At 55.2% G+C, this 25,788-nt stretch carries 25 protein-coding genes; 7 read left to right on the forward strand and 18 right to left on the reverse strand.

From position 1 onward, the window contains the following. Positions 1 to 10: 10 nt before the first annotated feature. Together ACOTXD_RS20585 and ACOTXD_RS20590 are read left to right on the forward strand one after the other, a co-directional pair. Positions 11 to 1,447 carry an SDR family oxidoreductase gene (locus ACOTXD_RS20585; protein WP_022650710.1) on the forward strand — a complete coding sequence of 479 codons (1,437 nt, stop codon included), beginning with the start codon at positions 11 to 13 and terminating at the stop codon, positions 1,445 to 1,447. Positions 1,448 to 1,539: 92 nt separating this feature from the next. Then, on the forward strand, positions 1,540 to 2,553 hold the full coding sequence (locus ACOTXD_RS20590; RefSeq protein WP_032661724.1) for an NAD-dependent epimerase/dehydratase family protein: 1,014 nt from the start codon (positions 1,540 to 1,542) through the stop codon (positions 2,551 to 2,553). A gap of 145 nt (positions 2,554 to 2,698) precedes the next feature. On the opposite strand, the gene ACOTXD_RS20595 is transcribed toward ACOTXD_RS20590, so the two are convergent. The 15 genes from ACOTXD_RS20595 to gspC all read right to left on the reverse strand — a co-directional run bounded on the left by ACOTXD_RS20595 (position 2,699) and on the right by gspC (position 18,919). Beyond that, positions 2,699 to 4,519 carry a glycoside hydrolase family 19 protein gene (locus tag ACOTXD_RS20595; protein ID WP_061856330.1) on the reverse strand — a complete coding sequence of 607 codons (1,821 nt, stop codon included), beginning with the start codon at positions 4,517 to 4,519 and terminating at the stop codon, positions 2,699 to 2,701. 134 nt (positions 4,520 to 4,653) lie between these two features. Then, positions 4,654 to 5,094 carry a type III secretion system invasion protein IagB gene (iagB, locus tag ACOTXD_RS20600; RefSeq protein WP_022650708.1) on the reverse strand — a complete coding sequence of 147 codons (441 nt, stop codon included), beginning with the start codon at positions 5,092 to 5,094 and terminating at the stop codon, positions 4,654 to 4,656. A gap of 101 nt (positions 5,095 to 5,195) precedes the next feature. Continuing rightward, on the reverse strand, positions 5,196 to 7,898 hold the full coding sequence (locus tag ACOTXD_RS20605) for a glycosyl hydrolase family 18 protein (protein WP_061856329.1): 2,703 nt from the start codon (positions 7,896 to 7,898) through the stop codon (positions 5,196 to 5,198). 253 nt (positions 7,899 to 8,151) lie between these two features. After that, positions 8,152 to 8,949: a prepilin peptidase gene (locus ACOTXD_RS20610; RefSeq protein ID WP_022650706.1), complete on the reverse strand. Its 798-nt coding sequence runs from the start codon at positions 8,947 to 8,949 to the stop codon at positions 8,152 to 8,154. Further along, on the reverse strand, positions 8,946 to 9,431 hold the full coding sequence (gene gspM / locus ACOTXD_RS20615) for a type II secretion system protein GspM (RefSeq protein WP_022650705.1): 486 nt from the start codon (positions 9,429 to 9,431) through the stop codon (positions 8,946 to 8,948). The genes ACOTXD_RS20610 and gspM overlap by 4 nt, the downstream gene beginning before the upstream one ends. Next, on the reverse strand, positions 9,428 to 10,561 hold the full coding sequence (gene gspL, locus ACOTXD_RS20620) for a type II secretion system protein GspL (RefSeq protein WP_058675253.1): 1,134 nt from the start codon (positions 10,559 to 10,561) through the stop codon (positions 9,428 to 9,430). The genes gspM and gspL overlap by 4 nt, the downstream gene beginning before the upstream one ends. 15 nt (positions 10,562 to 10,576) lie before the next feature. Further along, the gene (gene gspK, locus ACOTXD_RS20625) at positions 10,577 to 11,587 is read right to left on the reverse strand and encodes a type II secretion system minor pseudopilin GspK (RefSeq protein WP_023315728.1); all 1,011 of its coding nucleotides are present in this window, start codon (positions 11,585 to 11,587) and stop codon (positions 10,577 to 10,579) included. After that, positions 11,584 to 12,243, reverse strand: a complete 660-nt coding sequence (gene gspJ / locus ACOTXD_RS20630; protein WP_058675255.1) for a type II secretion system minor pseudopilin GspJ — start codon at positions 12,241 to 12,243, stop codon at positions 11,584 to 11,586. Before gspJ ends, gspK begins: the two co-directional genes overlap by 4 nt. Further along, on the reverse strand, positions 12,240 to 12,620 hold the full coding sequence (gspI, locus tag ACOTXD_RS20635) for a type II secretion system minor pseudopilin GspI (protein WP_058675256.1): 381 nt from the start codon (positions 12,618 to 12,620) through the stop codon (positions 12,240 to 12,242). The genes gspJ and gspI overlap by 4 nt, the downstream gene beginning before the upstream one ends. After that, a complete protein-coding gene (gene gspH, locus ACOTXD_RS20640; RefSeq protein WP_023315725.1) occupies positions 12,613 to 13,098 on the reverse strand; it encodes a type II secretion system minor pseudopilin GspH in 486 nt (161 codons plus the stop codon). Before gspH ends, gspI begins: the two co-directional genes overlap by 8 nt. Continuing rightward, a complete protein-coding gene (gene gspG / locus ACOTXD_RS20645; RefSeq protein ID WP_003858352.1) occupies positions 13,098 to 13,547 on the reverse strand; it encodes a type II secretion system major pseudopilin GspG in 450 nt (149 codons plus the stop codon). Before gspG ends, gspH begins: the two co-directional genes overlap by 1 nt. A 3-nt stretch (positions 13,548 to 13,550) precedes the next feature. Continuing rightward, positions 13,551 to 14,759 carry a type II secretion system inner membrane protein GspF gene (gene gspF / locus ACOTXD_RS20650; RefSeq protein WP_017384864.1) on the reverse strand — a complete coding sequence of 403 codons (1,209 nt, stop codon included), beginning with the start codon at positions 14,757 to 14,759 and terminating at the stop codon, positions 13,551 to 13,553. Beyond that, positions 14,759 to 16,237: a type II secretion system ATPase GspE gene (gspE, locus tag ACOTXD_RS20655; RefSeq protein WP_022650700.1), complete on the reverse strand. Its 1,479-nt coding sequence runs from the start codon at positions 16,235 to 16,237 to the stop codon at positions 14,759 to 14,761. Before gspE ends, gspF begins: the two co-directional genes overlap by 1 nt. Before the next feature lie 14 nt (positions 16,238 to 16,251). Continuing rightward, a complete protein-coding gene (gene gspD / locus ACOTXD_RS20660) occupies positions 16,252 to 18,174 on the reverse strand; it encodes a type II secretion system secretin GspD (protein WP_022650699.1) in 1,923 nt (640 codons plus the stop codon). Between the two features lie 13 nt (positions 18,175 to 18,187). After that, positions 18,188 to 18,919 carry a type II secretion system protein GspC gene (gspC, locus tag ACOTXD_RS20665; RefSeq protein WP_063855805.1) on the reverse strand — a complete coding sequence of 244 codons (732 nt, stop codon included), beginning with the start codon at positions 18,917 to 18,919 and terminating at the stop codon, positions 18,188 to 18,190. A 300-nt stretch (positions 18,920 to 19,219) separates the two neighbouring features. On the opposite strand from gspC, the gene ACOTXD_RS20670 reads away from it, so the two are divergent. Both ACOTXD_RS20670 and ACOTXD_RS20675 read left to right on the forward strand, forming a co-directional pair. Then, the gene (locus ACOTXD_RS20670) at positions 19,220 to 20,782 is read left to right on the forward strand and encodes an ExeA family protein (protein ID WP_047053861.1); all 1,563 of its coding nucleotides are present in this window, start codon (positions 19,220 to 19,222) and stop codon (positions 20,780 to 20,782) included. Beyond that, positions 20,782 to 21,414, forward strand: a complete 633-nt coding sequence (locus ACOTXD_RS20675) for a hypothetical protein (RefSeq protein ID WP_061856327.1) — start codon at positions 20,782 to 20,784, stop codon at positions 21,412 to 21,414. The genes ACOTXD_RS20670 and ACOTXD_RS20675 overlap by 1 nt, the downstream gene beginning before the upstream one ends. A 3-nt stretch (positions 21,415 to 21,417) precedes the next feature. Here the strand turns inward: ACOTXD_RS20675 and ACOTXD_RS20680 are convergent, their stop codons facing one another. The 3 genes from ACOTXD_RS20680 to ACOTXD_RS20690 form a co-directional block, all read right to left on the reverse strand. Continuing rightward, complete coding sequence (locus ACOTXD_RS20680; RefSeq protein ID WP_061856326.1) at positions 21,418 to 22,041, reverse strand: helix-turn-helix domain-containing protein; 624 nt, start codon at positions 22,039 to 22,041, stop codon at positions 21,418 to 21,420. A gap of 269 nt (positions 22,042 to 22,310) precedes the next feature. Then, entirely contained in the window at positions 22,311 to 23,141 is an 831-nt protein-coding gene (locus ACOTXD_RS20685) for an N-acetylmuramoyl-L-alanine amidase (RefSeq protein ID WP_022650694.1), read from the reverse strand. After that, positions 23,138 to 23,461, reverse strand: coding sequence for a heavy metal-binding domain-containing protein (locus tag ACOTXD_RS20690; protein ID WP_061856325.1), 324 nt, complete (start codon positions 23,459 to 23,461; stop codon positions 23,138 to 23,140). Before ACOTXD_RS20690 ends, ACOTXD_RS20685 begins: the two co-directional genes overlap by 4 nt. 97 nt (positions 23,462 to 23,558) lie before the next feature. On the opposite strand from ACOTXD_RS20690, the gene ACOTXD_RS20695 reads away from it, so the two are divergent. The 3 genes from ACOTXD_RS20695 to artI all read left to right on the forward strand — a co-directional run bounded on the left by ACOTXD_RS20695 (position 23,559) and on the right by artI (position 25,782). Further along, positions 23,559 to 24,077 (forward strand): lipoprotein, encoded by a 519-nt coding sequence (locus tag ACOTXD_RS20695; RefSeq protein WP_023315717.1) that lies wholly within the window; start codon positions 23,559 to 23,561, stop codon positions 24,075 to 24,077. A gap of 226 nt (positions 24,078 to 24,303) precedes the next feature. Beyond that, the gene (artP, locus tag ACOTXD_RS20700; protein ID WP_048209030.1) at positions 24,304 to 25,032 is read left to right on the forward strand and encodes an arginine ABC transporter ATP-binding protein ArtP; all 729 of its coding nucleotides are present in this window, start codon (positions 24,304 to 24,306) and stop codon (positions 25,030 to 25,032) included. 18 nt (positions 25,033 to 25,050) lie between these two features. Continuing rightward, positions 25,051 to 25,782, forward strand: coding sequence for an arginine ABC transporter substrate-binding protein ArtI (gene artI / locus ACOTXD_RS20705; protein ID WP_006174322.1), 732 nt, complete (start codon positions 25,051 to 25,053; stop codon positions 25,780 to 25,782). Positions 25,783 to 25,788: the final 6 nt, after the last annotated feature.

Below are 25,788 nucleotides of genomic sequence, written 5' to 3' on the forward strand. Positions count from 1 at the left end.
GGAGCATACCGTGCCGCAACGTATTCTGGTGCTCGGCGCCAGCGGGTATATCGGTCAGCATCTGACCACTGCGTTAAGCCAGCAGGGGCACCAGGTGCTGGCAGCGGCACGCAACACGGAACGCCTGCAAAAGCTACATTTGCCTGGCGTGACGTGTCACAACGTTGACCTTAACTGGCCGAAAGCGCTTCCTGCGCTGCTGGAAGGGGTCGATACGCTTTACTACCTTGTCCACAGCATGGGCGAAGGCGGCGATTTTATCGCCCACGAGCGTCAGGTGGCGATGAACGTTCGTGATGCGCTGCGGCAAACGCCGGTGAAGCAGGTGATTTTTTTAAGCTCACTCCAGGCGCCTGAGAACGAGCAGTCAGATCATCTGCGCGCCCGACAGCTGACGGCAGAAACGCTGCGAAGCGCCCGTATCCCCGTCACCGAACTGCGGGCAGGGATCATCGTCGGCGCGGGGTCCGCCGCATTCGAAGTGATGCGCGATATGGTCTACAACCTGCCTGTGCTTACGCCGCCGCGCTGGGTACGCTCGCGCACCACGCCCATTGCGCTGGAGAATTTACTCCACTATCTGGTGGCATTGCTGGATCACCCGGCGGAGCAGCATCGCGTGCTGGAGGCGGCAGGCCCGGAAGTGCTGAGCTATCAGGCGCAGTTCGAACATTTTATGCGGGTGAGCGGCCGCCGCCGCTGGCTGATCCCCATCCCCTTCCCGACCCGCTGGATTTCGGTGTGGTTTTTGAATGTGATCACCTCCGTGCCGCCGACGACTGCCAAAGCGCTTATACAGGGACTGAAGCACGATCTGCTGGCGGACGATCGTGAACTGCGTGCCTTGATCCCTCAGGAATTGATCCCCTTCGACGATGCCGTACGCAATACGCTGAAAGAAGAAGAGAAGCTGGTGAACTCCAGCGACTGGGGCTACGACGCGCAGGCGTTTGCCCGCTGGCGGCCCGAGTACGGCTATTATCCGAAACAGGCGGGCTGTACGGTCAAAACCACGGCCAGCCTGGCAGCGCTGTGGGAAGTTGTGAACCAGATTGGCGGCAAAGAGCGCTATTTCTTCGGCAATATTCTGTGGCAAACGCGCGGCGCGCTGGATCTGCTGGTCGGTCACCGGCTGGCAAAAGGGCGCCCTGCCCATCCCTGGCTGAAGGTGGGCGATACCGTCGACAGCTGGAAGGTGATTATCGTTGAGCCGGAAAAACAGCTGGCGCTGCTGTTTGGCATGAAGGCGCCGGGGCTGGGGCGGCTCTGCTTCACCCTGAAGGACAAGGGCGACCATCGTGAACTGGACGTTCGGGCATGGTGGCATCCGCACGGAATGCCGGGTCTGTTTTACTGGTTGCTGATGATCCCGGCACACCTGTTTATCTTCCGCGGAATGGCGAAACGGATTGCGCTACTGGCAGAAGAAAAGCGGGAAAATAACTAAATAAAACTCTTAATCTTTCACCTTTCCCATTGCAACACATCGTAATTCACGAAAGAATGCGCACGAAATTCTTTTCAACACAGTGGATTGTTATGAAGGTACTGGTTACCGGGGCGACCAGCGGCTTAGGCCGAAATGCGGTCGAGTTTCTGCGCAACAAAGGCATCAGCGTGAGGGCCACTGGTCGCAATGAGGCGATGGGTAAGCTCCTGCAAAAAATGGGCGCTGAATTTGTCCATGCCGATCTGACGGAGCTGGTCTCCTCTCAGGCCAAGGTGATGCTCGCCGGTATCGATACGCTGTGGCACTGCTCCAGTTTTACCTCCCCGTGGGGTACCCAGGAAGCCTTTGATCTCGCCAACGTGCGCGCCACGCGCCGTCTGGGTGAATGGGCCGTCGCCTGGGGCGTGCGTAACTTTATTCATATTTCCTCTCCATCGCTCTATTTCGACTATCACCACCATCGTGATATTCAGGAAAATTTCCGCCCGGCGCGCTTTGCCTGTGAGTTTGCCCGCAGTAAAGCGGCGGGCGAAGAGGTGATCGACCTGCTGGCCCAGTCAAACCCGCACACCCGCTTTACCGTGCTGCGTCCGCAGAGCCTGTTTGGGCCGCACGACAAAGTCTTTATCCCGCGACTGGCCCAGATGATGCATCACTACGGCAGCGTGCTGTTACCGCGCGGCGGCGATGCGCTGGTGGACATGACCTATTACGAAAATGCCGTTCACGCCATGTGGCTGGCGAGCCAGCCGGAGTGCGATAAGCTGGTGTCGGGGCGCGCGTATAACATCACCAACGGCGAACCCTGTACCCTGCGCAGCATTGTGCAAAGGCTGATTGACGAATTAAAAATCGACTGCCGGATCCGTTCCGTTCCCTACCCAATGCTGGACATGATTGCCCGCAGCATGGAGCGTTTTGGCAGCAAATCGGCGAAAGAGCCTGCGCTGACGCATTACGGTGTGTCGAAGCTCAACTTTGATTTTACGCTGGATATTTCTCGGGCGGAGAACGAGCTGGGATATAAACCGATTGTCTCGCTGGATGAAGGGATAGTGCGTACGGCGGCGTGGTTACGGGATCACGGGAAGTTGCACCGGTAAGCGTTCCAGCCTCATGTAGGCCGGGTAAGCGCAGCGCCACCCGGCAAAAAACAGAGAGTGCGGACTGATGCCCTCACCCCGGCCCTCTCCCACAGGGAGAGGGTGCAGACACTAAAACGGCAACCCTGGGGGTTGCCGTTTGCTTTTACAGAGCCGTCCAGGCTTCAGCCCATGCCAGACCTGCGCCTGGTTCATAGTACGTTGGAGAGTTGTTACACCAGCCGCTGTACGGGAACGGTTTGCACTGGAACAGTTTACCGTGGTTGTTCACGATATCACCGGCGTTGTACTTGCTGTTCGCGCTCCATGCCGGGTAAGACGTATCTTCTCCGGATGGCGTTGCCGCTTTCGCTTTCACGTTCAGCAGGTAAGACGTGGTGCTGCTCAGCTCGCCATCGCTGACGGTCAGGCTCACTTCATACTGCTGCGCCGTCGCAGACTCTGGCGCTGTGAAGGTCACAACCGCTTTGTCCTGACCGGTAACAGTCTGACCATCCTGGGAACGCCAGGTATACGTCAGTTTGCTGCCATCAGGATCGGTGGAGCCTTCCGCACTCAGAGAAACCTGCGCACCTGCTTCCACTGCACCGATCGGACCGGCAATCTGCGCAACCGGCGCGTGGTTCACCACAACAGGTTCGACCGGGGTTTCATCCGGCGTTGGTGTTGGCGCTGGCGTTTCATCGCCAGATGGCGTCGGTGTTGGCGTGACCGGGGTTTCGTCCGGGGTAACGGAAGAACCATCATCGTTAACGATTTTCACGTTAAAGAACTTCTGCACGCACTTGCTGTAGTCACCTTCTTTAAAGGCGCTGAACGGAGTCTGGTAGCCCACCAGCTGGCAAGAGTAGGTCTTGCCGTCCGGGGTATCCGCGCTCCATCCCCAGTCCTGTTCCCAGTAAATCTTCAGGGCGCCTGCGCCACCTTCGTCGAACTGCTTCATGTTGGCGCAACCCAACACTTCGTTCGCCGGAACAGGCACTTTCAGGTAGTTTGCAAACTCTTTGTAGTATTTGATACGGTTCTGAGACTGCGCAATTTCAGTCGGGCCGCCGCACTCAACGCCGCCGTTGATGATCTGGGTGGTCACACCAAAGCCCGGAACCAGACCGTTGGCTTTATCGTGGTCGTTCGGCTGCCATGTACCGTCGATCACCTGCAACATGCTTGGTTTTGGCGGCTGCGGATAGGCGAAGAAGAAGATCGCACTCGCCAGGTTCAGCCAGGTGTCCGCCACCAGCTCAGGTTTGTCGAGCAGTGTACGCACGTCGCCGTACATCGCTTCAGAGAATGGACCGTAGTTGTAGTTGTAAGACAACTGTTTCGCACCGCGTCCGAAATAGCTCAGGAAATCGCCGTCTTTATCTTTACCGCAAGGCCAGGTCTGTCCTTGCCAGACGTCCGGGTTACATTCGCCGTTATAACCGCCCTTCTGCCCTTCGCTCCAGCCCATTTCACGTACGTGGACCAGCGCCTGACGCCATTCGGCTTCCGGACGCCAGCTTTCGTGGCCGCCAGTTTCCTGGGCAAAGTGGGCAAACATGGTGGCCAGCTCTTTGCGACAGATGGCGTCGCTGTCACGACCGTCATTATAGGTTTTACACAGCGCCGGGAATTTACCCACGGCTTTCAGGAAGTTGCTGTAGGTATAGGCCTGGGCGCGCAGCGGGAAGAGATATTCCCAGTCGCTGGCTTTCACAATCCCTTCAACGCGTTTAACGTTGTCCGGGTTCGCCGCCCGGCCTGGCTCAATCAGTTCGACCTGCGCGTTATCCAGCGTCTGGATGGTCTCTTTAACCGAAGCCATCAGCGGGAAGTCCGTCAGTTCCTTCTCTTTCTTCGCCAGATCGCTGGCTTTGATGGTGTACGGCTCACTGCTGGTCTCCTTCAGATTCGCAGCCTGGGCCATGAATGGCGCCACGCAGGCTCCCGCAATGAGTACACTCAGTAACGTCCTTTTGTTCATTTCAGTTTTCCTGTTCGTTTCAAATTAAATGTTAATATCCCGGCTTAGGTATTACTCCGTTAATACATAAACCACATTCAGCTGTTTTCACTTTTCGAAGAACACCTTCAGGAATTCTTCAAAAATAAAAAACGTTAATAACGTGCTGCTAATTTCAGTTGCTGATATTTGGCCCAGACCTTATGGGCATATTTCATCCTCTGCGGATAATTTTCTTTTTTCAGTCCGGCGTTATACGCGCCAACGGCTTCCCAGTTGTAGCCATACACCCTGATCATCCCGGAAAGGATAGAAGCCCCGACCATGATCGAAGTACACGGCTCCGTGATTAATCGATATTCGTCGATGCCTCTGCTTTCCAGCGCGGTAAAATGCGAACTGTTGATTTGCATCAGCCCGACATCCCGCGTGCCATCGCGGTTTTGCCCAACCGCATACGGATTCATTCCGGATTCCACATTCGCTATCGCGTACAGTAAATAAGGATCGACATGATAATAATGCGCCGCTTTATCCCAACAATTTGCCAGTGCGCTTTGGCTTATTATCAATAACAACAAAATTAACTTTTTCATTTTTACCTGCTGACAGTTTCGGTTATTTCTCCTTACCAACATCCTGTAAAATGAATTTTGAATCACTCCCCCTCTAAAGGGGGAGTGATTAATGGGTTAGATTATTTGCAATCTGTTGATGCGCCTTCTTTTACCCATACGTCGCTGTTGGCTGGGTTATCACCACGGGTCCACCATTTCGCACGGTAAACGTTACCTTCATAGGTGGTAGTGTCGCCGCCGTTGTAGACCAGGTCAGAACGCCAGTTCATCTTCACGTTGCTCACCAGCTCCCATGCATCCACACCGAAGCCAGGTTGATTGCCCTGAGTCCAGTACTTCGCTTTCCACACCAGATGGTCGAAGCTTACGGTATCGCCACCGTTGTAGATTTTGCTGGATTCCCACGCCGCGTATTTGCTGGCGTTAGCATCCACAGGTGCATCGCAGCTTCCTTTGTCAGACGGAGGAGTCACATCATCAGCCGGAGGGGTAACGTCATCCGCCGGGTTAGTGTCTTCGTCAGCAGGTACCGGTGCAGGCGCCGCTTTCGGATTCACGGTAACCTGGACGTTAGACTGCACGCTGGTCTTACCGTCGCTCACTACCACGCTCAGGGTGTAGGTAGACGTCGAGCTCACTTCCGGCGCCGTGATATTCACGTTCGCGGAGTCAGTTCCGGTGGCGTGCATATCTGCTGGTACGCTCCAGGCGTAGGTCAGCGCATCACCGTCTGGGTCCGCAGCCTGGGCATGCAGCGCATAGGTTTCACCAGATTCAAGCGTGATCGCTTCCATTGGGTTTAAAACCGGTGCCTGGTTAGCTTTCGGCGCCTTGTTCACCACCTGGACATCAATCGCGTTGCTCAGGCCTTTTGCATCGGTCACCGTCAGGCGGAACGTCATGGTCTGGTCGGTGGTCGCTGCCGCAACATTGAAGGTCGCTTTCGCTTTGGTGCTGTTGTTGATGGTGACAGACGGACCAGAGACCTGAGTCCATTTGTAGGTAATCGCATCGCCATCAGGATCGCTGGAAGCAGAGCCATCGAGCGTGACGGTTGCCGGGCCAGACACGTTCTGATCGGCAGAGGACGCGATTGGCGCGTGGTTGGTGACCACCGGATCAACCGGAGTCGAGTCGCCGCCCAGCAGGCTTTCGTTCATCGCATTCAGAATGTCGCCGGTATCAGAGTCGATAGACCACGCGAACAGACCGCCCAGTTTATTGGCCAGAACATACTTGCCTTTCGCCGTGGTTGAACGCGCATCTTCATACGAGATCAGGTCGCCGGTGGATTTGTTGAAGACGTAAGGAGCTTCAGCGGTCGTGTCGTAGCCGTATTCCCAGCCCGGTTTGCCTTTGTATTCGTTCACGATCTGACGATAGTCAACCACGCCCGGTTCCCAGGTGCCTTTCACCATGCCGGTTGCCGTACCGGTGAATGGATTGTCACCGGTGTAGCCATGCACGCCGGTCCAGCCGCGGCCATACATGCCCGCACCCACCACGATCTTGCCTGGCTGTACACCCTGCGCAAGCAGCGCGTTAACGCCATTTTCAGTGGTGTAATCAGTGTCCGGACGCCATGCTGGCGCACGCAGCGCAGCCTGGTGGCCGAGAACGGTGTTGCTCCAGCCGCCGTAGAAGTCGTAGCTCATCAGGAAGATGTGGTCGAGATACTGCTGAGCCGTGGTGTAATCCACGTCTTCGATCTTATCGCGGCCTGCACCGATGGCGCTGGTCAGTTCATAGGTACGGCCCGTCTGTGCAGACAGCTCGTTCAGCATGGTGCGCAGGTCGTGCATCAGTGCGGTATAGGTCGCTTTATCCTGCTGCGGGTTACCCAGGTTTTCGGTTACACCGCCACCGCCCGGGAATTCCCAGTCGATATCCACGCCGTCAAAGAATTTCCACGTCTGGAGGAAATCTTTCACAGAAGAGACAAAGCGTGCTCGGATAGCCGGGTCGCCCATGTGGAAGAACGGATCGGAAAGCGTCCAGCCGCCGATAGATGGCAGCACTTTCAGGCCTGGATGCGCTTTTTTCAGCGCCATCAGCTGGCCAAAGTTACCTTTGTACGGATCATCCCAGTTGGAGACGCCAGCCTGTGGTTTTTGCAGCGCAGCCCATGGGTCGTGGATCGCCACGGTAAAGTCAGGACGGCCCTTACAGTCGTTCTGAAGCACGCGGAAGCTGTTACCACCTTCAATGGTTTTCAGGCCGTCGTTGATGCCGTCACCGCCACAGATTGGAATGAAGCCGTACAGAATGTGGTTGAGGTTTGCCGCAGGGATCTTATCAACCGGGAAGTTACGGTCGTAAACGCCCCATTCCGGGAAGTAGGCCGCAACCACTTTATCGGTATGCTTCGCGAACGCTTTGTTGTTCTCCTGGAGAGACGTATTCAGCGGCAGCAGGTGGCTACCGTCGGTGTCAGCCACAATAATCAGCTTACTGGCGCTTTTCGCACAGCCGCTGGCATTACAGACTTCAACCTGTTCCTGATAACGCCCGCCTTTTTTCACTTTAAACGTTGCAGAGCCCGTCGCACCGGCTGCGCCGGCCCATACGGTCTGTCCGTCCAGCAGAACTTTCGCAGAAGTTGGCGCATCACCACTCCAGACGTTCCACTCAACTTTTACATCCACGCCATCGTTATGCACTTTGACAAGATTGTTATAATCCTGTGCAGCCTGATCCACTTCCACCAGGGCAAATTTGTCATTGCCATAGCCGATCGTCGGTGCACCTGGCGCTGCTGCAAATGCGGAGCTGGTTGCCGCCGCAATAAAGAGCGCCAGATATTTTGGCTTCATAAATTTCATTTTTATTTCCTGAATAATTTATTTATAACGTAGTAACCCATGTCTTCCGTGAGATCATGGATGCGTTTCGCGTAATGCGTATTTAACCAACGTGAGTGCCGTGAACAAAAAATTGTTGCTGCGTTGTATTCCTCCATTAAAAGATACAAGCCAAATCCCGTGTAGCTTATATCTCTTACGATACACTGAGCGTAAAGGATCGTCCTTTCCTTCCTCCATCAAAAAGATTTATAAAAAATCTTGACCTGTATATTTAAAATGTGAAAGCAATTTGCTGACTAATAAAAACCCCTATTCCAGCAAAGGCGAGATAAGGACCAAAAGAAATAGTGAGGTTATTTTTATTTAAATTATTTACGGCGAAATAACCGACAATACCGCTTAACGCTGCCGCCAGTTCAATAGAGGGCAACGCCTGCCAGCCGCACCAGGCGCCCAGCGCCGCCAGTAGCTTAAAATCCCCGTAACCCAGACCTTCTCGTCCCGTGATCAGACGAAAAGCCCAGTAGAGCAGCCAGAGCGACAGATAGCCCGCCACCGCGCCGAACAGCGCATCGCGTAGCGGCAACGTGTGGTCAAACACATGAAGCAAGAGACCTGCCCACAGCAGCGGCTGGGTCAGGCAGTCCGGAAGCAACTGGTGCTGCCAGTCGATCATGGCCAGCGGCAGTAAAAAAGCCGCCAGTAACCACAAAGAGAACAGTGCCTGAACGTCCGGCATGCACCAGGCCGTGATGCCAAAAAACAAGGCGGAGATCAGTTCGACCAGAAAGAGTCGCAGCGGGATCGCGCTGCCGCACTGGTGGCAGCGCCCCCGTAATAAAAGCCAGCTGAGCAGCGGGATGTTTTCCCACGCGGCGAGCGCATGCTGGCACACCGGACAGTGCGAGGCCGGAATGAGCAGATTACCGCTCCCCTCCTCATCCATCACCATCCCCGGTACGCGTTCGGCGACAACGCCAAGAAAACTGCCCACAATGCCGCCCAGGATCGCACTCATTATCGGGAACCCTACCGGAAAGGCATCCCGCATCAGCGCGAAGGTATTCATGCGTTTTTTGCCCAGGTGAGTTGCACCTGCGCTTTCACATCGCTGAGGTGGTCAACCGGCGTGAGGTTTATTTTTTGCAATCTCACACCGGTGGTCTGATTAATTTCACGCAGCCAGCTTTTTAATTCATACACATTAACCCGATTCACCACGAACGATAAAGTTTGCCCCTCCTGGCGCACATCCGTCAGCGAAAGGTTAATTTCATGGGCGCTATTCTCGACCACCGTACGCGGATTATCCGTTTTGACTAACTGGATCTGAAGATGATTTTTATCAATTTCACTGCGCATCCAGTTAAGCGTCTCTTTTTGTCTTTTAAGTGTCGATTTACTATTTTTAATCATATTATCCAAGGGGATCACTCCTGTGTAATACACCGCTGCCCCCACAATGGCAACGGCACATATTTTTAAAATGATTTTTTCCCGGGCGCTGTAATTCTGATAGCGCGCTTTCAGCTGTGCGATTCGCTCTTTCATTTATGTTTCCCTGCGATCATGGCGGTATACGGTTCGGTTGTTGAAACAGGCTGTAAGGTAAAATCAAAATTCTCACTGGTCTGGTTAACAAACGCCTGCAACGCGGGCTGGTTTTGCGCGCTGACGCTCAGCGTCAGGGTGTTTTGCTGCGCATCGTATTCCAGCAGATCGATCTCCATCGCAGGGACTGACTGCCGGGCTTTCTCCAGCTCCTCAAGCTGAAGAAAGAACCCTTTGCTCTGTTTTTTCAGGCTTTGGCCAAAGTGATATTTGATATTGGTCTGCTGGCGCATGCTGGGGAAATGGTGCTGATAAACCTGGACGATCTCCTGCTGCACCCGATTTTCCTGCTGCACCAGCATCCAGGCCATCGCAATGCGTGGCCCCAGCAGCAGACCAACAGACAGCACGCCCGCCGCCACCATCGCGGCTTTCATCCTTTTCGCCGCCCGCCGATGACCGGCCTTAAGGCTGAATTCACCGTGAAGCAGGTTAACGCGACAGGTTTGCCACTGCGGCTGGATCAGCGCCAGCGGATGCTGCCAGGCATGCTGCACGTCAACGTGCACCTTCGCAGGCGCATCGCCGTAACACCACACTTCCCCGACCCCGGCTTTCTGCATTAACAGCGGCAGCAGGGTTGCCTCCATTTCACCCGCCACATGGGGCGATAAACGCAGCCAGTAGCCATCATCCTGCGCGACCAGCGTGCTGCCCCCTGCCGTCACGGGCAGGAGCCAGGCATCAGGCAGGGCCTGAATCACGTTTAATCCGGCCTCCTGACAGCGGGTTAATGTTGCGCGCAGGCGGTCGGCGTCAATGGCCACGGCGTCGACGTCGGCGCCTTTTTTGTGGAGTACCGTCCAGTGGAGGTTGTCCACGTCGCCAATCAGCGTCTCTTCTGCCATCCACGAGAAGGCCATTCCCTGAGAAGCCACCTTTTTCGGTAGCCTAAAATGGCGGAAAATCATGTCGCTGGCGGGTAACAGGAGACAAACGCGCGTAGCCAGGGGGTGTTCGGCCAGCATCTCCAGGCTGTCGACCACCTCGACGCGCTCGCTGCCGGACTCACACCACATTATTTTCCCGCCCTCGCGGCTGTCGGGACGAACAAAAAGTACCTGTTTCATAACGTTCTACTTTTCTTATTCAATCATTCGGTAACGACGCTGCCACGTCACGATCTCACCGGCTTCGTTATTCACCTGAAGCTGGCTGACCACGCGAAGCGTTAATTCATCGGTATTGCCGGTGTAATTCACGCGGAAGTACCGGCTGTTTATAGAAAATTGATCCACCACCTGCGGGAGATCGTCTTTTAACTGCGGGAAGGCCTGCTCCAGCGCTTTGCTGAACGCTTCCATATTTTCCCAGCCCGATTCCGGACGCGAATCCAGCAGGCGAACGGCGTCATCCCGCGTGAGTTTTCCCGGGAACATGGCCGCCAGCACGGCGGCCTGTTCCGGTTGCAGGGTGTTCACGTCCACCTTGCTGGCGGCGTCCGGCAGCGCGCATAACAGCTTGCTCACCTTTGGATATGCCGTAACAGGGAACGCCGGCAGCAGTTTGATTTCCGCGATGCTGCGCATCATCTGATTTGCCGGTTGCCGCGCGGGCACGACGCCAGCCCACGCATCGCTTTCGGCCCCCTCCTTCGCCGTGGTGCTGTCACCATCGAGATAATCCACCAGCTGGAAATAGACCGCCTCCGCCGTGCCCGGACTGAGCCCACTTTCCGTCAGAAGTTGTTCTACAATCCGCGCTTTACGCGGTGTTTCCGCCACCGCGGGAGCGCTTTGCCCCTGGGGTGCGATGTCGGCGGTCAACAGGTTATTGACGTTAAAGCAGTCCTGCGCATCTTCCACCTGGCTCACGACCGTGTAATCTTCACCCTGCGTCTCCAGCGGCTGATGCCAGTCGCCGTCCAGCGCCAGCGGCTTGCTCTCGCCACTGGCGTCGGTCTGTAACCGGTCCTTCACCACTTTTTCCTGGGCCTGCATCGCCCAGCGCAGCTGCTGCTGGCTTACCTGATAATGCGTTTTCTGCAAATTACGGCAGAACTGCTGGCTGATTTTGGCGGCCAGCGCCGACATCATCACCAGCAAAATCAGCACCACCAGCAGGGCTACGCCCTGTTGTTGACGGATCCGCTTCATGGTCTGGTCTCCGGCGAAGGGGCAGGCGCAGGGGCTGCATCCGGGGGCGTCCCAGGCGCGTCGGCGGCTTTCTCTGGCGCCGCGGCAGCGGCCACCTCCTGCATATCACCCGGCGTGGTGAATACCCAGCGCCAGGTATCCCCGTTTTCCATCGTCAACGTAACCTCCACGCCGTCCGGCAGATGGGCGGCGTCGCTCCAGCTTTTCAGCCAGCCCTGACGATAAAACCGCCACTGCAATGATTTAACGCCGCTGACAATCGGCACTTCGTCAGGCTTAACGTCCGCCGGGCCGTCAATGACCGGCCAGACGTCGCGATACAAACACCCCTCTTCCAGCCGCCAGCGCACGCGCTCCAGCTGGACCGTTCCGCTCACGCCATTCAGGGTGGTCAGTTCAAGGGCATCGCCCGCCTGACGAAACAGCTCCGGCTCATTACGCGGGGCGCGCGCCTGAAGCTGGAAAAAATCACGCTCCATCAGACTCCAGGCGCGCTGAAGCTGGTTGAGCTTTGCGGCGCTGGCATCCGTCGCCGAACTGGTACGCATCGCGCCGTCCAGAATTTGCCAGGCCAGGGTGCTGATCACCGCGAAGATAGTCAGCGCAATCATGATCTCCAGCAGGGTAAATCCGCGCTGGCGTCGCGTTTTCTTCACTTGCTCTCTCCCGGCGGAATGATATGCAGGGAAATAACCGGCTGGCTCTCATCGCCTTCCGCATACACGCGTATTGTATTCGCCCAGACGTTGTCGGCGGTTTTCACCCGCTGCTTACGCCAGTTCCAGCTGCGCCCGCCCATGATTTCCGTCCCCTGCTGTTCAGCATCCGGGAAGTCGGTTTTCGTGAGCTGTGCTTCCGCCAGCTGGTTTTCCGCCACCCAACTGGCCTGCAAGTTATCGGCCAGGCCATGGGTAAAACGCACGTTCAGGGAGACCGAGTTCATCAGCGCCAGCGCGGCGGTGGAGAAAATCACCAGAGCGACCATCACCTCCAGCAGCGTCATCCCCTTTTGCTTTTTGTTGCCGTTAGCCATCGTTTTCTACCGATACCGGCGCCGCACCTTGCGACACCACGCGGAAATGGTGCTGTTTGTCATAACTTTGCAGCGTCAGCGTAAAGCGGCTGATTTCACCGTCCGGTAAAAAGATTACCTGCGGCTCGGACGTCACCGTCGCGGCCAGGCGCTGCGGCGAGAGCGACACATGCATCTCTTCCGGAAAATCACCTTTGGTGGAAATGCGTCCGGCAGATAATGGCACCCAGTGACGCTCGCCATTTTCATCGGCGATCGTCACCAGCTGATATTTATCGGTGGCGATCACCAGCCCGACAATATTTCCGTCCATCACCGCACGGTCTGAACCATAATCAACAAGCGCTTTTAATTGCTGGCCAAATATATCCGCGCCGCTGCGCGAAGGAATGGTGGACACCACCATCATGGCGCAACTGGCAAATATCACCAGCGCCAGAATAATTTCCAGCAACGTAAAGCCGCGTTGATTTTTCATTATTTCTCTTTCTTATCCAGAGACCAGTTGGTAATGTCATCGGCGGTATTGGCTTCGCCGTCCGGACCGGCTGAGAAGACGTCCACCGCGCCGTGTTCACCCGGGCTCACCAGCAGATAATCATTGCCCCAGGGGTCCTGCGGCAGGCGACGGATATAGCCGTCCGTGCGGTAGCCGTTCGGGATTGGCGCGATTTCAGGTTTGGTCACCAGCGCCTGCAAACCCTGCTCTGTGGTCGGGTAGCGGTGGTTATCCAGCTTGTACATATCCAGCGAGCCTTCGAGCGCGACAATATCGCTGGTTGCTTTTTGTGTATCGGCTTTTTCCTTATTGCCCATTAAATTTGGCACTACCATACTCGCCAGTACGCCGAGAATAACAATGACCACCATTAATTCGAGCAATGTGAAGCCCGCCTGGCGAGCCAGGTTTTTACGTTTTAAAGCCATGATTTAACCTACCATATTATTAAGTTGCAGAAGCGGTTGTAATATTGAAAGCACGATGAATAAAACAATCGTCGCCATGGATACCACCAGCGCCGGTTCAAAGACCGACAGCGTTAATGTAATTCGATGTTGTAAGGCCGATTCCTGATTTTCCGCCGCGCGATCCATTAAATTACCTAATTCCCCGCTCTCTTCACCGGAGGCAATCATATACAGCATGGTGGGCGGGAATAATTTCGCCTGTTCCAGCGCCGCATACAGCGACGCCCCCTGGCGCACGGTGTCGGCGGCCTGCTCCAGCACCTGCCGGGCATAGCGGTTTTCGATACCGTCCATCGCGATATACATCCCCTCCAGCAGCGGCACGCTACTGGCCTGCAAAATACTCAGGGTACGGATATAGCGGGCGCTGTTGATGGCGCAGACCAGCTTTTTAATCGGCGAGCCGTTCACCAGCCAGCTGTGCCAGCGAAAACGGTTTTTGGCATTCCTCAGCCAGGTTTTGAAGCCGATAAAGCCGCCCCCCAGAATGCCCACAATATAAATGCCCCAGGCTTGCAGGAAATCACTTACCGCAATCAGCGTCCGGGTGGTGATCGGCAGCTGCTGCTTCATGTGAGTGAACTGCTCGATCACCTGCGGCACCACCGCCACCAGCAGGATGCTGATGACCGCGATGGCGACCACAGTGAGGGTTATCGGGTAGACCATCGCCTGCGTCAGCTTACTTTTCATCTTCTGGCGCTGCTCGTTGTACTCCGCCAGCTTCTCCAGCACGTCGCCCAAGTGACCGGTTTTCTCCCCGGCCATCACCAGCGTGCAGTAAAGCTTGTCGAAGGTGCGCGGGAACTGGCTGAAGGCATCGAACAGGGTGTGGCCTTCCACCACCTTCTCGCGGATCTCCACCACCATCGCCGCCAGCTTTTTGTCTTCCGTCTGCTTCGAGATCGCCTTCAGCGCGCTCTCCAGCGGCAGCGCGGCGTTGACCAGCGTCGAAAGCTGACGGGTAAACATCGACAGCACCGGAGTGGAGAGCTTCACCCCGGTTTTCGCTTTCCCGCCAGCCGCCGTTTCGCGGGTTTCGGTAATGCTGACGGGCATCAGTTTTTGCTCGCGAAGCCACTGGCGAACCTGCTTCTGCCCCTCGGCCTGTAACGTCCCGCGCTGGGTTTTCCCCGCGGCATCCGTCGCTGTCCAGGCGTAGAAAGCCATTATGCATCCCCCCCACGCTCGGCGGTGACGCGCATGACCTCTTCCAGAGACGTCACGCCGCCGATCACCTTCAGCAGCCCGTTTTCACGCAGGCTGTAGGCCTGCTTAAAGAGCTGCGTTTCGAGGGACATTTCGTCCTTATCTTCATGGATGGCGCGGCGCATGGCGCTGTCCACCACCAGAAATTCATGAATACCGGCGCGGCCCTGATAGCCGCTCTGACGGCAGTGTTCGCACCCCACCGCGCGGTAAATCGCTTCTGGCGGCGCGTCCATAAAGCTGAACAGCGCTTTTTCATTGGCGTCCAGCGGACTGGTGGTCCGGCAGTGCGTACACAGCCGACGCACCAGACGCTGGGCAATGACACCGAGCAACGATGAACCGATTAAGAAGGACTCCAGCCCCATATCCCGCAGACGGGTTATCGCCCCTGCGGCACTGTTGGTGTGTAGCGTCGACATCACCAGGTGACCGGTCAGCGACGCCTGCACCGCGATCTGGGCGGTCTCACCGTCGCGAATTTCCCCGATCATCACCACGTCCGGGTCCTGACGCAGAATCGCGCGCAGCCCACGGGCAAAGGTCATGTCCACGCGCGGGTTAACCTGCGTCTGCCCCACCCCTTCCAGCTCGTACTCAATCGGATCTTCCACGGTCAGAATGTTGCGTTCGTGGCCGTTCAGCGCCGAGAGTATGGCGTACAGCGTGGTACTTTTACCGGAACCCGTCGGGCCGGTAACGAGGATGATCCCGTGCGGGCGTTCGATCAGCCCTTTCAGCTTCTCCAGTTCTTCATCAATCAGCCCCAGCTTGTTGATGTCGGGCTTGAGATTGCTTTTATCGAGCAGACGCATCACCACGCGCTCGCCGTACTGGGACGGAATGGTCGACACACGCACGTCGATCGCCTTGCGACCGATGCGCAGGGAGATACGGCCATCCTGGGGTAAACGTTTCTCGGCGATGTCGAGTTTCGACATCACCTTGATTCGCGATACCAGCAGCGGGGCGAGCTTACGCGCCGGTTGCAGCACCGGGCGCAGCACGCCGTCAACGCGAAAGCGAATGCTCAGGGTGCGCTCGAAGGTTTCGATATGAATATCCGACGCGCCGTCCTTCACCGCCTCGCCGAGAATGGCGTTGATCAGGCGGATCACCGGCGAGTTTTCGTCGTTATCGAGCAGATCTTCGTTATCCGGGATCTCCTCGGTTAACGCCATCAGATCGATATCCGCGTCCATGTCGTCCACCAGCTGCTGCGACACGCCGCTGCTCTGCTGCCAGATTTTGGCCAGCATCTCGTCAAACGCTTCCGGCGCCAGAGTGATCGGGACGAACGCGCGTCCAAGCACCCGGCGCACCTCCAGCAGTGCTAACGCCGGGGTGTCCTCACGGATATAGACGTCATTGTTGTAAAGCAGAACGCCGTTATCTTTTGCGTAGTTGCTGCTACACAGGGATTTACTCAGTTCGTCCACGGTATCCCTCCGCCTTACTCTTTAAACGGATTGCGTGCCGCGGAGGTTTTCACCGGTGCGACGTGAGGGCTTGCTGAAGGAAACGCGGGCAGGACGGCGTTGTCGCTCGGCTCAACAATACCGAGCTTTTTCTCTTCCACGCGCTGCATCTGGCGCACCCGGATCTGGTCATATTTCTCTTTCGAGGCTGCGCTGTAGTTGTCGTCGTCACGCAGGACGGTGGTATGAATAAACACCATCAGGTTGCGTTTAGAGGTATCCTGCGAGGTGTAGCGGAACAGCTGCCCGACCAGCGGGATATCGCCGAGCAGCGGCACTTTGGAGACGGACTGTTTGGTCACATTTTCCATCAGGCCGCCGAGCACCACCGTCTGGCCACTGTGAACCATCACTTCGTTATTGATCGTGCGCGTGTTGAAGGTTGGGCCGAGGCTGGAATCTTCCGTCGCGCTGTTGTCAACGCTGGACACTTCCTGCTCAATCTTCAGGTGGATCATGTCGCCATCGTTGATTTGCGGCACAATCTTCAGCTTGGTACCGACGGTTTTACGCTCAACGGAGTTAAACACGTTGTCGCCGCTGGTGGTTTGCGAACCGGAAAGCACCGGCACATCCTGACCTACGTTGAATGACGCTTCTTTGTTATCCAGCGTGACCACGCTTGGCGTGGAGAGGATGTCGTTTTTGCCGTTGGTGGAGAGCGCGGTCATCAGCGCACCGAAATCACCGTTAAAGAAGCCGGTCGCAAGGCCCGTGAAGCTCGCCCCTTTCATGGTGCCATTTTTAATCTGGCTGATTGGCAGGCCGGTAGCGCCAAACTGCACGCCGCCGTGCTTGCTGGTCCACTGCACCCCAAGATCCAGGCCGTTGCCGTCCTGCACTTCGGCAATGATCGCTTCCACCAGCACCTGCGGACGGCGAATATCCAGCTTGTCGATCACCTTCTCCAGGGAGTTCATCACATTAGGCTGCGCAGTGATCACCAGGGAGTTGGTTGACTCGTCGGCGGTGATATTCAGATCGGTTGAGGCGCTCGCGGTTTTCGCTTTGGCCGCGCCCGGCTTATCTTTCAGCTGCTCGCCAATCCCGGTCAGCACCGGCACCACTTTGGTGGCGCTGGCATATTTGAGGTAGAAGACGCGGGTGTTCCCCTCGTTATTCTGCTCGCGATCCAGCTGATGGATAAGGGAACGGGTACGCGCGCGCGCATCTTCCGAACCGCTGATCACCAGGCTGTTGGTTTCGTCATCCGCCACCACCTTGGTCGCCAGCTGTGGCGCGTTCTGCCCTTTCTGCTCTTCGTTGTTGAGGTTGTTCAACATATCCGAAAGTTCTTTGGCAGAGGCAAAGCGCAGCGGGATGATTTCGCGGCGCTGAATACCGTCTTTATCGACGCGCTGCACCAGATCCACCAGGCGGTTCACCACCGAGGCTTTACCGGTTAACAGCAGGACGTTGGACGGCTCAAAGTGCACCACGTTCCCGATGCCAGTGGCATCGTTGAGCTGACGCAGCAGCGGGGCCAGCTCGCGAACGGGTACGTTTTCCATGCGCACCACGCGGGTGATGATCTCATCACCTTTGCCCGGGTTCTTGCTGTCTGCCAGCGGCGCACCGGCGGTACGCGCCACGCTTGAGCGCACCACTTTGACCATGCCGTTGTCCAACGGGATCACCGACAGGCCGTAGAGATCCAGCACGCTCAGAAAGAATTGGTAGTACTCATCTTCCGTCAGCACGTTGTAGGTTCGGACCGAGACGGTGCCCTGGACGGACGGGTCGACCAGAATGGTTTTGTTGAGATTGCGGCCTACCGTATCGATAAACTCGCGAATATCAGTATTTTTAAAACTCGCGCTAAAGTTAGCTGCAAGCAGCGAACTGGAATATAACGACAATGCGGTCAGCGCCACGCACGCCCAGGGAAATTTTTTCATGTCTGCACACTTGTTAATTGTTTAGAACATTAACCCGAATATTTTCAAGGTGAGCGTGACGCCGCACGACGACATCCGCTTCTTTCATTTTCGACCAGTTGGCAATAATGCTTTTCGCTTTTGCTTCATCGGTCATATCGACAGAGTTAACCTGAACCGCCACATCGCCTTTTTCCAGACCTGACTGACTGTAAAAGGCGGAGGCATTCCTTGGATTTATCCTGTAGCCTTCCAGTCGGCCTTTTTCAATGATGGGTTTTAACACCAGATAATCATCAAGATGCAAACTTTCTGCGCCAGCATCTTTCGTCGATTTTGTAACCGGGCCGCTATCCACGCCCCCCTTAAAATAGTCCGGTTTATTTAACGCCAGTACCTGCGTAGCACCTTCATAATTAACCACCACATTATCTTTGTTTATTTCCTGAATAAATGCGTCGTTAAATCCGGCGAGAGGTTCACCCTCACGGTAGCTTCGCTGACCGCCTGGGGTTTTGATAACAGCAAAGGAGAGCCAGGCGTCATCACTGCGCACAATGCCCTCTATCTCCGCTGCCAGCGGGGCTTTTGCCGCATCCGCTAAGTTCTCCTGACGGACGGCAGCCGTAAAAAGCGTGAAGGGTTTATCTTCGCGCGTTTTTTTCAGCGGCTGTAGATCAGCTTTAGCCAACTTATTCGTAACTTTTTTATAATCTTTTAAGGTGAGATACCCTTGCTGGCCGCTAAAAATGAGCAGCGCAAACATAATACAAGGCGTTATCCACCGTGACAGAAATGAGAACCTCATTTTTTATCCGGCCTATAGCAAAGCAAAAATAAGCAGCGTCATACTGCGCCAATATGGAGGAAAATAGTAATAAGCTGTTGCAAATACGACCACTGACTTCGCCACCAACTTTCATACAGAAAAATATTGACCGTATAAAATCCAGATGTTAGGCGCGGCCAGCTGGATATTTTTACCCTGTCTGCAAATTGACCGCTCAGGGGCATTACCTTACTTTCTGCTGCTGTTGCTATTCCTAATCAGAGACGGTCAGTCGTTATGTATCAGAGCCACTTTAATTTTAAAAATCCGCCATTCAGGACAATCACCCGTTTATCCGGTGATTTTCTGGTGCCTTATCATCAGGACGTGTTCAACCTGCTGAAAGAGAAAACCCAGCTGGCGGGTATTATCGGGCTTTTTTGCGACGACGCTCCGCTTCTGAGCCACTTCATCGACGCGCTGAAAGCCAGCAGCAATACCGTTATTGCCATCAACGCGTTTCCCAAACTGAGTGCCAGTAGCCTGCTGTACAAACTCAACCCGGGAACGAAAGCGATTAAAGATCGCATGCAGGCGGTGGATGCCGTCCTGCGCCAGTGGCAGGAGGGGAAAGCAAAATCCAGAGTGCTGACGATCGCCCATTCCGAAGCCATGAAGGAGAGCTGCCGTGAAGTCCTGGGAACGCTGCTCACGCGCGCCCAGGAGCTGAACTTCCGGCTCGCCGTGGTGCTGACGGGTGCTGCGGAGCAGGAACGCCTGCTAAAGCAACCTGAACTGCGCGAATATACGCACACACATCATGTCCTGCGCCCCCTCACCTGCCGCGAATACCTGAGCTATGTGCAGGCGCAGTGCGAAGAACACGACTGTGAACATTCGCCGTTGCCGCCTGCCCGCGTGCGCAAAATGCACACGCTGACCAAAGGCAACATCAGCAAACTGAACGCGCTGGCACACCTGTCAATGCTCGCCGCCTGGACGGAACGCGCGGCGCAGGTCAGCCCACGCCATTTACGTCTGGCGGCGGGAGAGATCCTGCCCGCCAAAAAACACGGTAAGCGCCTGGCAACCGTGGGGCTGTTTGCGTCCGTGCTGTTTGCCGCCTGCGGCTGGTATTTTACCTCGTCGATCGGCGCGCGCCTGCCGATCCAGCTGCCGGTACCCGTCAGCTGGAAACAGCAGACGCCAAAACCTGAGGCAGCCGTAGTGCCGGTTATCGACAACGAAATAGTTAATCAGCCGGATGCGATGCATCAGCTTTATCTCATGTGGGGGTATGACGCCTCGGCCGACGATGCGCTGTGCCAGAACGCCGCTAAAGTGAACCTGATGTGTAAACAGGGGAACGCGTCCCCGCAGACGCTGGCGCAGGAAGGGTATCCGTGGGTCAGTGAGCTGAAAACCAGCGGTCACCTTAACTATGCAGTGGTCGCCAGGGTCGGAGATACATCAATTGACTTGTTAATGAATAACCGGACCTGGCAGGTAAGCCGCAGCTGGTTTAACCGGCATGCGACCGGCAACTTCACCCAGTTGCACCGCCTGACACCGGAAGGAAAAGACGCGATCGGCACGGCCAGCGACAGCAAAGACATGGTCTGGCTCGATCAGCAGTTAAGCATCGCGTTGAGCCAGCCCGAAACGCATGCCCGGATCTGGACCGCAGAAATGATGAAACGCACCCGCGAGTTCCAGCAAAAAATGCATCTGCACGTGGATGGCATCCCCGGTGAAGAAACGCTGATGCAGCTGATGCGCGTGACCAACAGCACGCCGGGCGTACTGATTCAGGCAACCCGCACCACCCCGGACGCAAAAATGCAGGAGAAGAAAGCCTAATGTCGACCATCTGCCTTGCGGCTCAGCGCAGCTATACAACCGGGGAAGCGGTCTGGTTTTCGTACCGCCTCCCCAGCCTGAAAAACGTATTCGGCAAAACAGCGTTATGGCTGGTCGGCCTTTGCGCCATGCTGGTTGTCGGCCTGTATATGCACGTCTACTGGAACCTGCGCCACCCGGCACCTGAACCGATCAACGCCAGCGTTGCCAAACCGGAAACGCAGCTTTCGGAAATGCATTACGTGTACGTGAGTAAACCGTTCCCGCATCCGCAGCCTAAAGTTGCGCCAGTGCATGTTGATGTTCCACCGATGCAGGATCTGCCGATCAGCAGTGATGATGCCGACTGGCAGCAGGCGCCCGAGGGCGCGGTGCCGCACGATACCTCGCGGGATACCTTACCCGGAACCGAGGCGCATGAGCACGATATCGCCCCCGCCAGCACGAGCAGTGAAGAGTCATCATTAACGGAATTATTTAAGCAGGCATTAAAAGAGCAGGAGCAGGATTATTCTCAAGGAAAAATTCCCGCGCCGCCGGTTGACGAAACGCAGGATAATTCACAAGCGAGTGTAAAAAACAGTGGAAATAACCGTTCTCCTTTGAGTGAGAAAGGAGAACGGCGGGAGTAGGTATTAATATTTTTCAGGCAGTGCGGTGAGGTTAAGCAATCGACCTTTTTCCACCACAATATAATGACCTTTTTTCAGATCGGAGAGGATTTTGATAATAGTACTACGTGCGAGGTTAGTGTATTCCTGAATGTAATCATAAACGTTAATATCACGTTGCTGATGAACAGTCAGATCGTTAATCTCATATAAAAATTCACGAACAACAGAATACGCACTGCGGGCAACCAGAACATCATCACGTTTGCTCATCACGCATATGTACCAGGAAAGGACTTTGGTCAGGTCAGGCCACAGATTTTTTTCGGTCATCAGCTGGGCGAAGACCTCTTTCTTGATCGAGCGAACGACCGTATTCGTCCGGACAAGGCCGTACATATGGGTGGCGTTGTAATACATTGACGATAGGCCGAAAAGGCATTGTCCGGTGACAGTAAACATGCACAGTTCGTCAGATTCACGTCGAAATTCGACTTCGCCGCTGACGATGACATGAATGTAACCGGAATCAGTAGTGGAAATTTTCTGCCATTTCTTTAACGTTTTTTCTTCAACGCCTGCGGTTGCAGAAATAATTCTTTCCATTTCATATTGTGGACGTAATTTTTTTCCATAGATGCTTAACATTGTTATACCCGATTTAAGATGTGATTTTTTAAAATAAGATGGCCGCGGCATTTACGCCGAACCATAAATTTTTACCTGATGAAAATCTCAAGAATAAAAATAAAAGAGTAAAGTTTTTGATTAATTCGCTACATTACTTAGCGCGCTATGTGTCCATCTTAAATCGGGATAATTTTAAGTCAATTAACTAAAAATGAAATGAGTTTGTACTTAGGATTAATCTGATAGAAACTTAAGAAAATATACTCACTCGGGGGTAATCCGAAGGTTTACCCCTGCCCGTATTTCTCTAAAAGTGCTTCGGCAATCGCCATGGTTTCCACATCCGCTACGCCATTCCATAACTGCGGGCGGAAATGCATCTGGAAAACCATGATGATGCGTTTTTGCTGTGCGGGCGTGCTGTTTTCTGGCACCTCGTAACCGTAGCGCGCCAGCAGATCGAGCAGCGCTGCGGTATCAACCTGCTGATAATGCGGTCGGCCGTTGATATAAAAATTCACCCGCGCCGGATCGGGCCAGGCCCCGATACCCTGCTGCGCCAGCTCGCGCCACGGAAACATCGGGCCAGGATCGTCTTTGCGCTGCGGGGCGATATCCGAGTGTGCCACCACGTTCTGCGGTTTTATGTCGTAGCGGGCGATGATATCTCTGGCAAGCGGGATCAGCGCCGCAATTTGCCCCGGTTCGAAGGGGGTAAAGGTTTTCACGCCATCGGTTTGCCGCCAGCCGCGGTTTTCCAGCTCAATGCCGACGGAGGTATCATTTATGCGGTTGGTGCCACGCCAGAAGCTGATGCCCGCATGCCAGGCCAGCTCGCTCTCCGGGACCAGCTGCCAGATACGCGGTTTGCCCTGTGGAGCTGGGGGCTTTGCGGGAATGAGATAGTGAGAGCTGACGTTTTTATCGGTCAGGGTCGCAAGCGAGGTGTCGAAATCGTCGGCGGTGTAGTGAATAACCAGCACCTTTATACGCGGGTAGGCCGCCTGCGCCTGATGGCGCGTATCCAGCTCGTACGCGCCTTTATCAACGATGCCCTCTTCCGAGGCGCATCCTGCCAGCAATATCGCCAGCAGGAGGGTTGAGAGCGAACGCTTCATCGACGGGTTTTCACCGCCGTACCGCTTACGCTCACCATCAGCATGCTGGCATCTTTCCCGACCGTTTCGTAGTCGATATCAATACCTACCACCGCATCCGCGCCCAGCGCTTTGGCCTGCTCGCCCAGCTCCTTAAACGCAATGTCACGCGCTTTACGCAGCTCTTTCTCGTACGCGCCGGAGCGACCCCCGACGATATCCCGAATGTCGGCAAAGAAGTCCCGGAATATGTTCGCGCCCAGAATCGCCTCACCGGTGACCACGCCGCAGTACTCGGTAATCGGTTGACCTTCCAGGGTTGGCGTTGTTGAAAACTGCATACTTTCTCTCCTTCTTTAGCGTTCAATGCGTTAGCAACTGCATTATCGGTTCGTTACGCTATGATTGAAAGGATAGTTAATAAATAAGGAAATCAACATGCGCTACTCTGCTTTAACGCTTTTAGTGCCATGCGCGCTGGTGCTCAGCGCCTGCACAACGCCGGTCACGCCAGCCTTTAAGGATATCGGAACCCGCAGCGGCCCTTGTATTGAGGGTGGCCCGGACGCCGTGGCGCAACAATTTTATGATTACCGTATTCAGCATCGCGGTAATGACCTGACCGCCCTGCGCCCGTACCTGAGCGATAATCTGGCGAAACTGCTCACCGACGCTTCGCGCGATCCGCAGCATAACGCCCTGCTGTCATCCGATCCGTTCTCAAGCCGCGCCACGCTGCCGGACAGCGCCGACGTCGCCAGCGCATCCACCATTCCAAATACCGACGCACGCAATATTCCCCTGCGCGTGAAGCTAACCCAGGGGACGCAAACCTGGCAGGATGAGGTGCTGATGATCCGTGAAGGCCAGTGCTGGGCAGTAGATGATGTACGCTACATTGGCGGCAGCGTTCATGCCCCGGCAGGCACCCTTCGCCAGTCGATTGAGAACCGCTAACGCATCCGTTAAATAAACGTTAACCCCGTAAAATGTCCGGCATTTCAGGCGGAATGCCGACATTTATACTCGCCCCCCTTTCCCGTCGCTATTTTGTGCTATGTTTAAGAGTAAACACGGGTTATATTTAACTTTTAACGCATAAATATTGCATAACTATTCTGTCAACGGTACTATCTGCGGCCTCAATTGCTATAGTTTGCCTGGATGAGTAAAGACTGCCCCGATGAGTATTAAACTAAACGGCATTAACTGCTTCTACGGCGCACACCAGGCGCTGTTCGACATTACGCTGAGTTGCCCGGAGGGCGAAACGCTGGTTTTGCTTGGCCCAAGCGGCGCGGGAAAAAGCTCCCTTCTGCGTGTTTTAAATCTGCTTGAAATGCCCCGTTCGGGAACGCTGGCCATCGCCGGTAACCATTTTGACTTCGCGAATACCCCTTCTGATAAAGCGATTCGTGAACTGCGTCAAAACGTGGGCATGGTTTTCCAGCAATACAATCTCTGGCCGCATCTGACGGTGGTGCAAAACCTGATTGAAGCCCCGTGCCGCGTGCTTGGCTTAAGCAAAGACCAGGCGATGGCGCGCGCTGAAAAGCTGCTGGAACGTCTGCGTCTGAAACCGTACAGCGACCGTTATCCTCTGCATCTCTCTGGTGGTCAGCAACAGCGTGTGGCGATCGCCCGTGCGCTGATGATGGAGCCAGCGGTGCTGCTGTTCGATGAGCCGACCGCGGCGCTGGACCCGGAAATTACTGCCCAGATCGTGAGTATCATTCGTGAGCTGGCGGAAACCAACATTACCCAGGTCATCGTGACCCACGAGGTGGAAGTGGCGCGCAAAACCGCCAGCCGCGTGGTCTATATGGAAAACGGGTATATCGTTGAGCAGGGTGACGCGAGCTGCTTCACTAACCCGCAAACCGATGCCTTCAAAAACTACTTATCACACTGATGTGTTAGGGAAATTATAATGAAAAAAGTATTGATTGCCGCGCTGCTTGCTAGCGTCAGCCTTTCCGCTACCGCAGCCCAGACCATCCGTTTCGCCACTGAAGCGTCCTACCCTCCGTTTGAATCCATTGATGCGAACAACAAGATTGTTGGCTTCGACGTGGACCTGGCAAATGCCCTGTGTAAAGAGATCGACGCGACCTGTACCTTCAGCAACCAGGCGTTCGACAGCCTGATCCCAAGCCTGAAGTTCCGCCGTATCGACGCCGTAATGGCCGGTATGGACATCACACCGGAGCGTGAGAAGCAGGTTCTGTTCACCACCCCTTACTACGACAACTCGGCGCTGTTCATCGGTCAGAAAGGTAAATACGCCTCCGTTGACCTGCTGAAAGGCAAGAAAGTCGGCGTGCAGAACGGCACCACGCACCAGAAATTCATCATGGATAAGCACCCGGAAATCACCACCGTGCCGTATGACAGCTACCAGAATGCGAAACTGGACCTGCAAAACGGTCGTATCGATGCGGTGTTCGGGGATACGGCTGTCGTGACTGAATGGCTGAAAGCGAACGACAAGCTGGCTGCCGTGGGTGACAAGGTGACCGATAAAGACTACTTCGGTACAGGTCTGGGTATTGCCGTACGTCAGGGCAACACCGAGTTGCAGCAGAAATTCAACGCTGCGCTGGAAAAAGTGAAGAAAGACGGCACCTACGAAACCATCTACAAAAAATGGTTCCAGAAGTAATTCCTG

This window comes from Enterobacter cloacae complex sp. CDL013 (genome assembly GCF_049238805.1).
GTDB lineage: Bacteria > Pseudomonadota > Gammaproteobacteria > Enterobacterales > Enterobacteriaceae > Enterobacter > Enterobacter hormaechei_C.

Bases quoted from the DNA above. Each gene is read 5' to 3' on its own strand.
- ACOTXD_RS20590 (WP_032661724.1), top strand. From the start codon at position 1,540: ATGAAGGTACTGGTTACCGGGGCGACCAGCGGCTTAGGCCGAAATGCG.
- ACOTXD_RS20595 (WP_061856330.1), bottom strand. From the start codon at position 4,519: ATGAACAAAAGGACGTTACTGAGTGTACTCATTGCGGGAGCCTGCGTG.
- iagB (WP_022650708.1), bottom strand. From the start codon at position 5,094: ATGAAAAAGTTAATTTTGTTGTTATTGATAATAAGCCAAAGCGCACTG.
- ACOTXD_RS20605 (WP_061856329.1), bottom strand. From the start codon at position 7,898: ATGAAATTTATGAAGCCAAAATATCTGGCGCTCTTTATTGCGGCGGCA.
- ACOTXD_RS20610 (WP_022650706.1), bottom strand. From the start codon at position 8,949: ATGAATACCTTCGCGCTGATGCGGGATGCCTTTCCGGTAGGGTTCCCG.
- gspM (WP_022650705.1), bottom strand. From the start codon at position 9,431: ATGAAAGAGCGAATCGCACAGCTGAAAGCGCGCTATCAGAATTACAGC.
- gspL (WP_058675253.1), bottom strand. From the start codon at position 10,561: ATGAAACAGGTACTTTTTGTTCGTCCCGACAGCCGCGAGGGCGGGAAA.
- gspK (WP_023315728.1), bottom strand. From the start codon at position 11,587: ATGAAGCGGATCCGTCAACAACAGGGCGTAGCCCTGCTGGTGGTGCTG.
- gspI (WP_058675256.1), bottom strand. From the start codon at position 12,620: ATGGCTAACGGCAACAAAAAGCAAAAGGGGATGACGCTGCTGGAGGTG.
- gspH (WP_023315725.1), bottom strand. From the start codon at position 13,098: ATGAAAAATCAACGCGGCTTTACGTTGCTGGAAATTATTCTGGCGCTG.
- gspG (WP_003858352.1), bottom strand. From the start codon at position 13,547: ATGGCTTTAAAACGTAAAAACCTGGCTCGCCAGGCGGGCTTCACATTG.
- gspF (WP_017384864.1), bottom strand. From the start codon at position 14,759: ATGGCTTTCTACGCCTGGACAGCGACGGATGCCGCGGGGAAAACCCAG.
- gspD (WP_022650699.1), bottom strand. From the start codon at position 18,174: ATGAAAAAATTTCCCTGGGCGTGCGTGGCGCTGACCGCATTGTCGTTA.
- gspC (WP_063855805.1), bottom strand. From the start codon at position 18,919: ATGTTTGCGCTGCTCATTTTTAGCGGCCAGCAAGGGTATCTCACCTTA.
- ACOTXD_RS20670 (WP_047053861.1), top strand. From the start codon at position 19,220: ATGTATCAGAGCCACTTTAATTTTAAAAATCCGCCATTCAGGACAATC.
- ACOTXD_RS20675 (WP_061856327.1), top strand. From the start codon at position 20,782: ATGTCGACCATCTGCCTTGCGGCTCAGCGCAGCTATACAACCGGGGAA.
- ACOTXD_RS20680 (WP_061856326.1), bottom strand. From the start codon at position 22,041: ATGTTAAGCATCTATGGAAAAAAATTACGTCCACAATATGAAATGGAA.
- ACOTXD_RS20685 (WP_022650694.1), bottom strand. From the start codon at position 23,141: ATGAAGCGTTCGCTCTCAACCCTCCTGCTGGCGATATTGCTGGCAGGA.
- ACOTXD_RS20690 (WP_061856325.1), bottom strand. From the start codon at position 23,461: ATGCAGTTTTCAACAACGCCAACCCTGGAAGGTCAACCGATTACCGAG.
- ACOTXD_RS20695 (WP_023315717.1), top strand. From the start codon at position 23,559: ATGCGCTACTCTGCTTTAACGCTTTTAGTGCCATGCGCGCTGGTGCTC.
- artP (WP_048209030.1), top strand. From the start codon at position 24,304: ATGAGTATTAAACTAAACGGCATTAACTGCTTCTACGGCGCACACCAG.
- artI (WP_006174322.1), top strand. From the start codon at position 25,051: ATGAAAAAAGTATTGATTGCCGCGCTGCTTGCTAGCGTCAGCCTTTCC.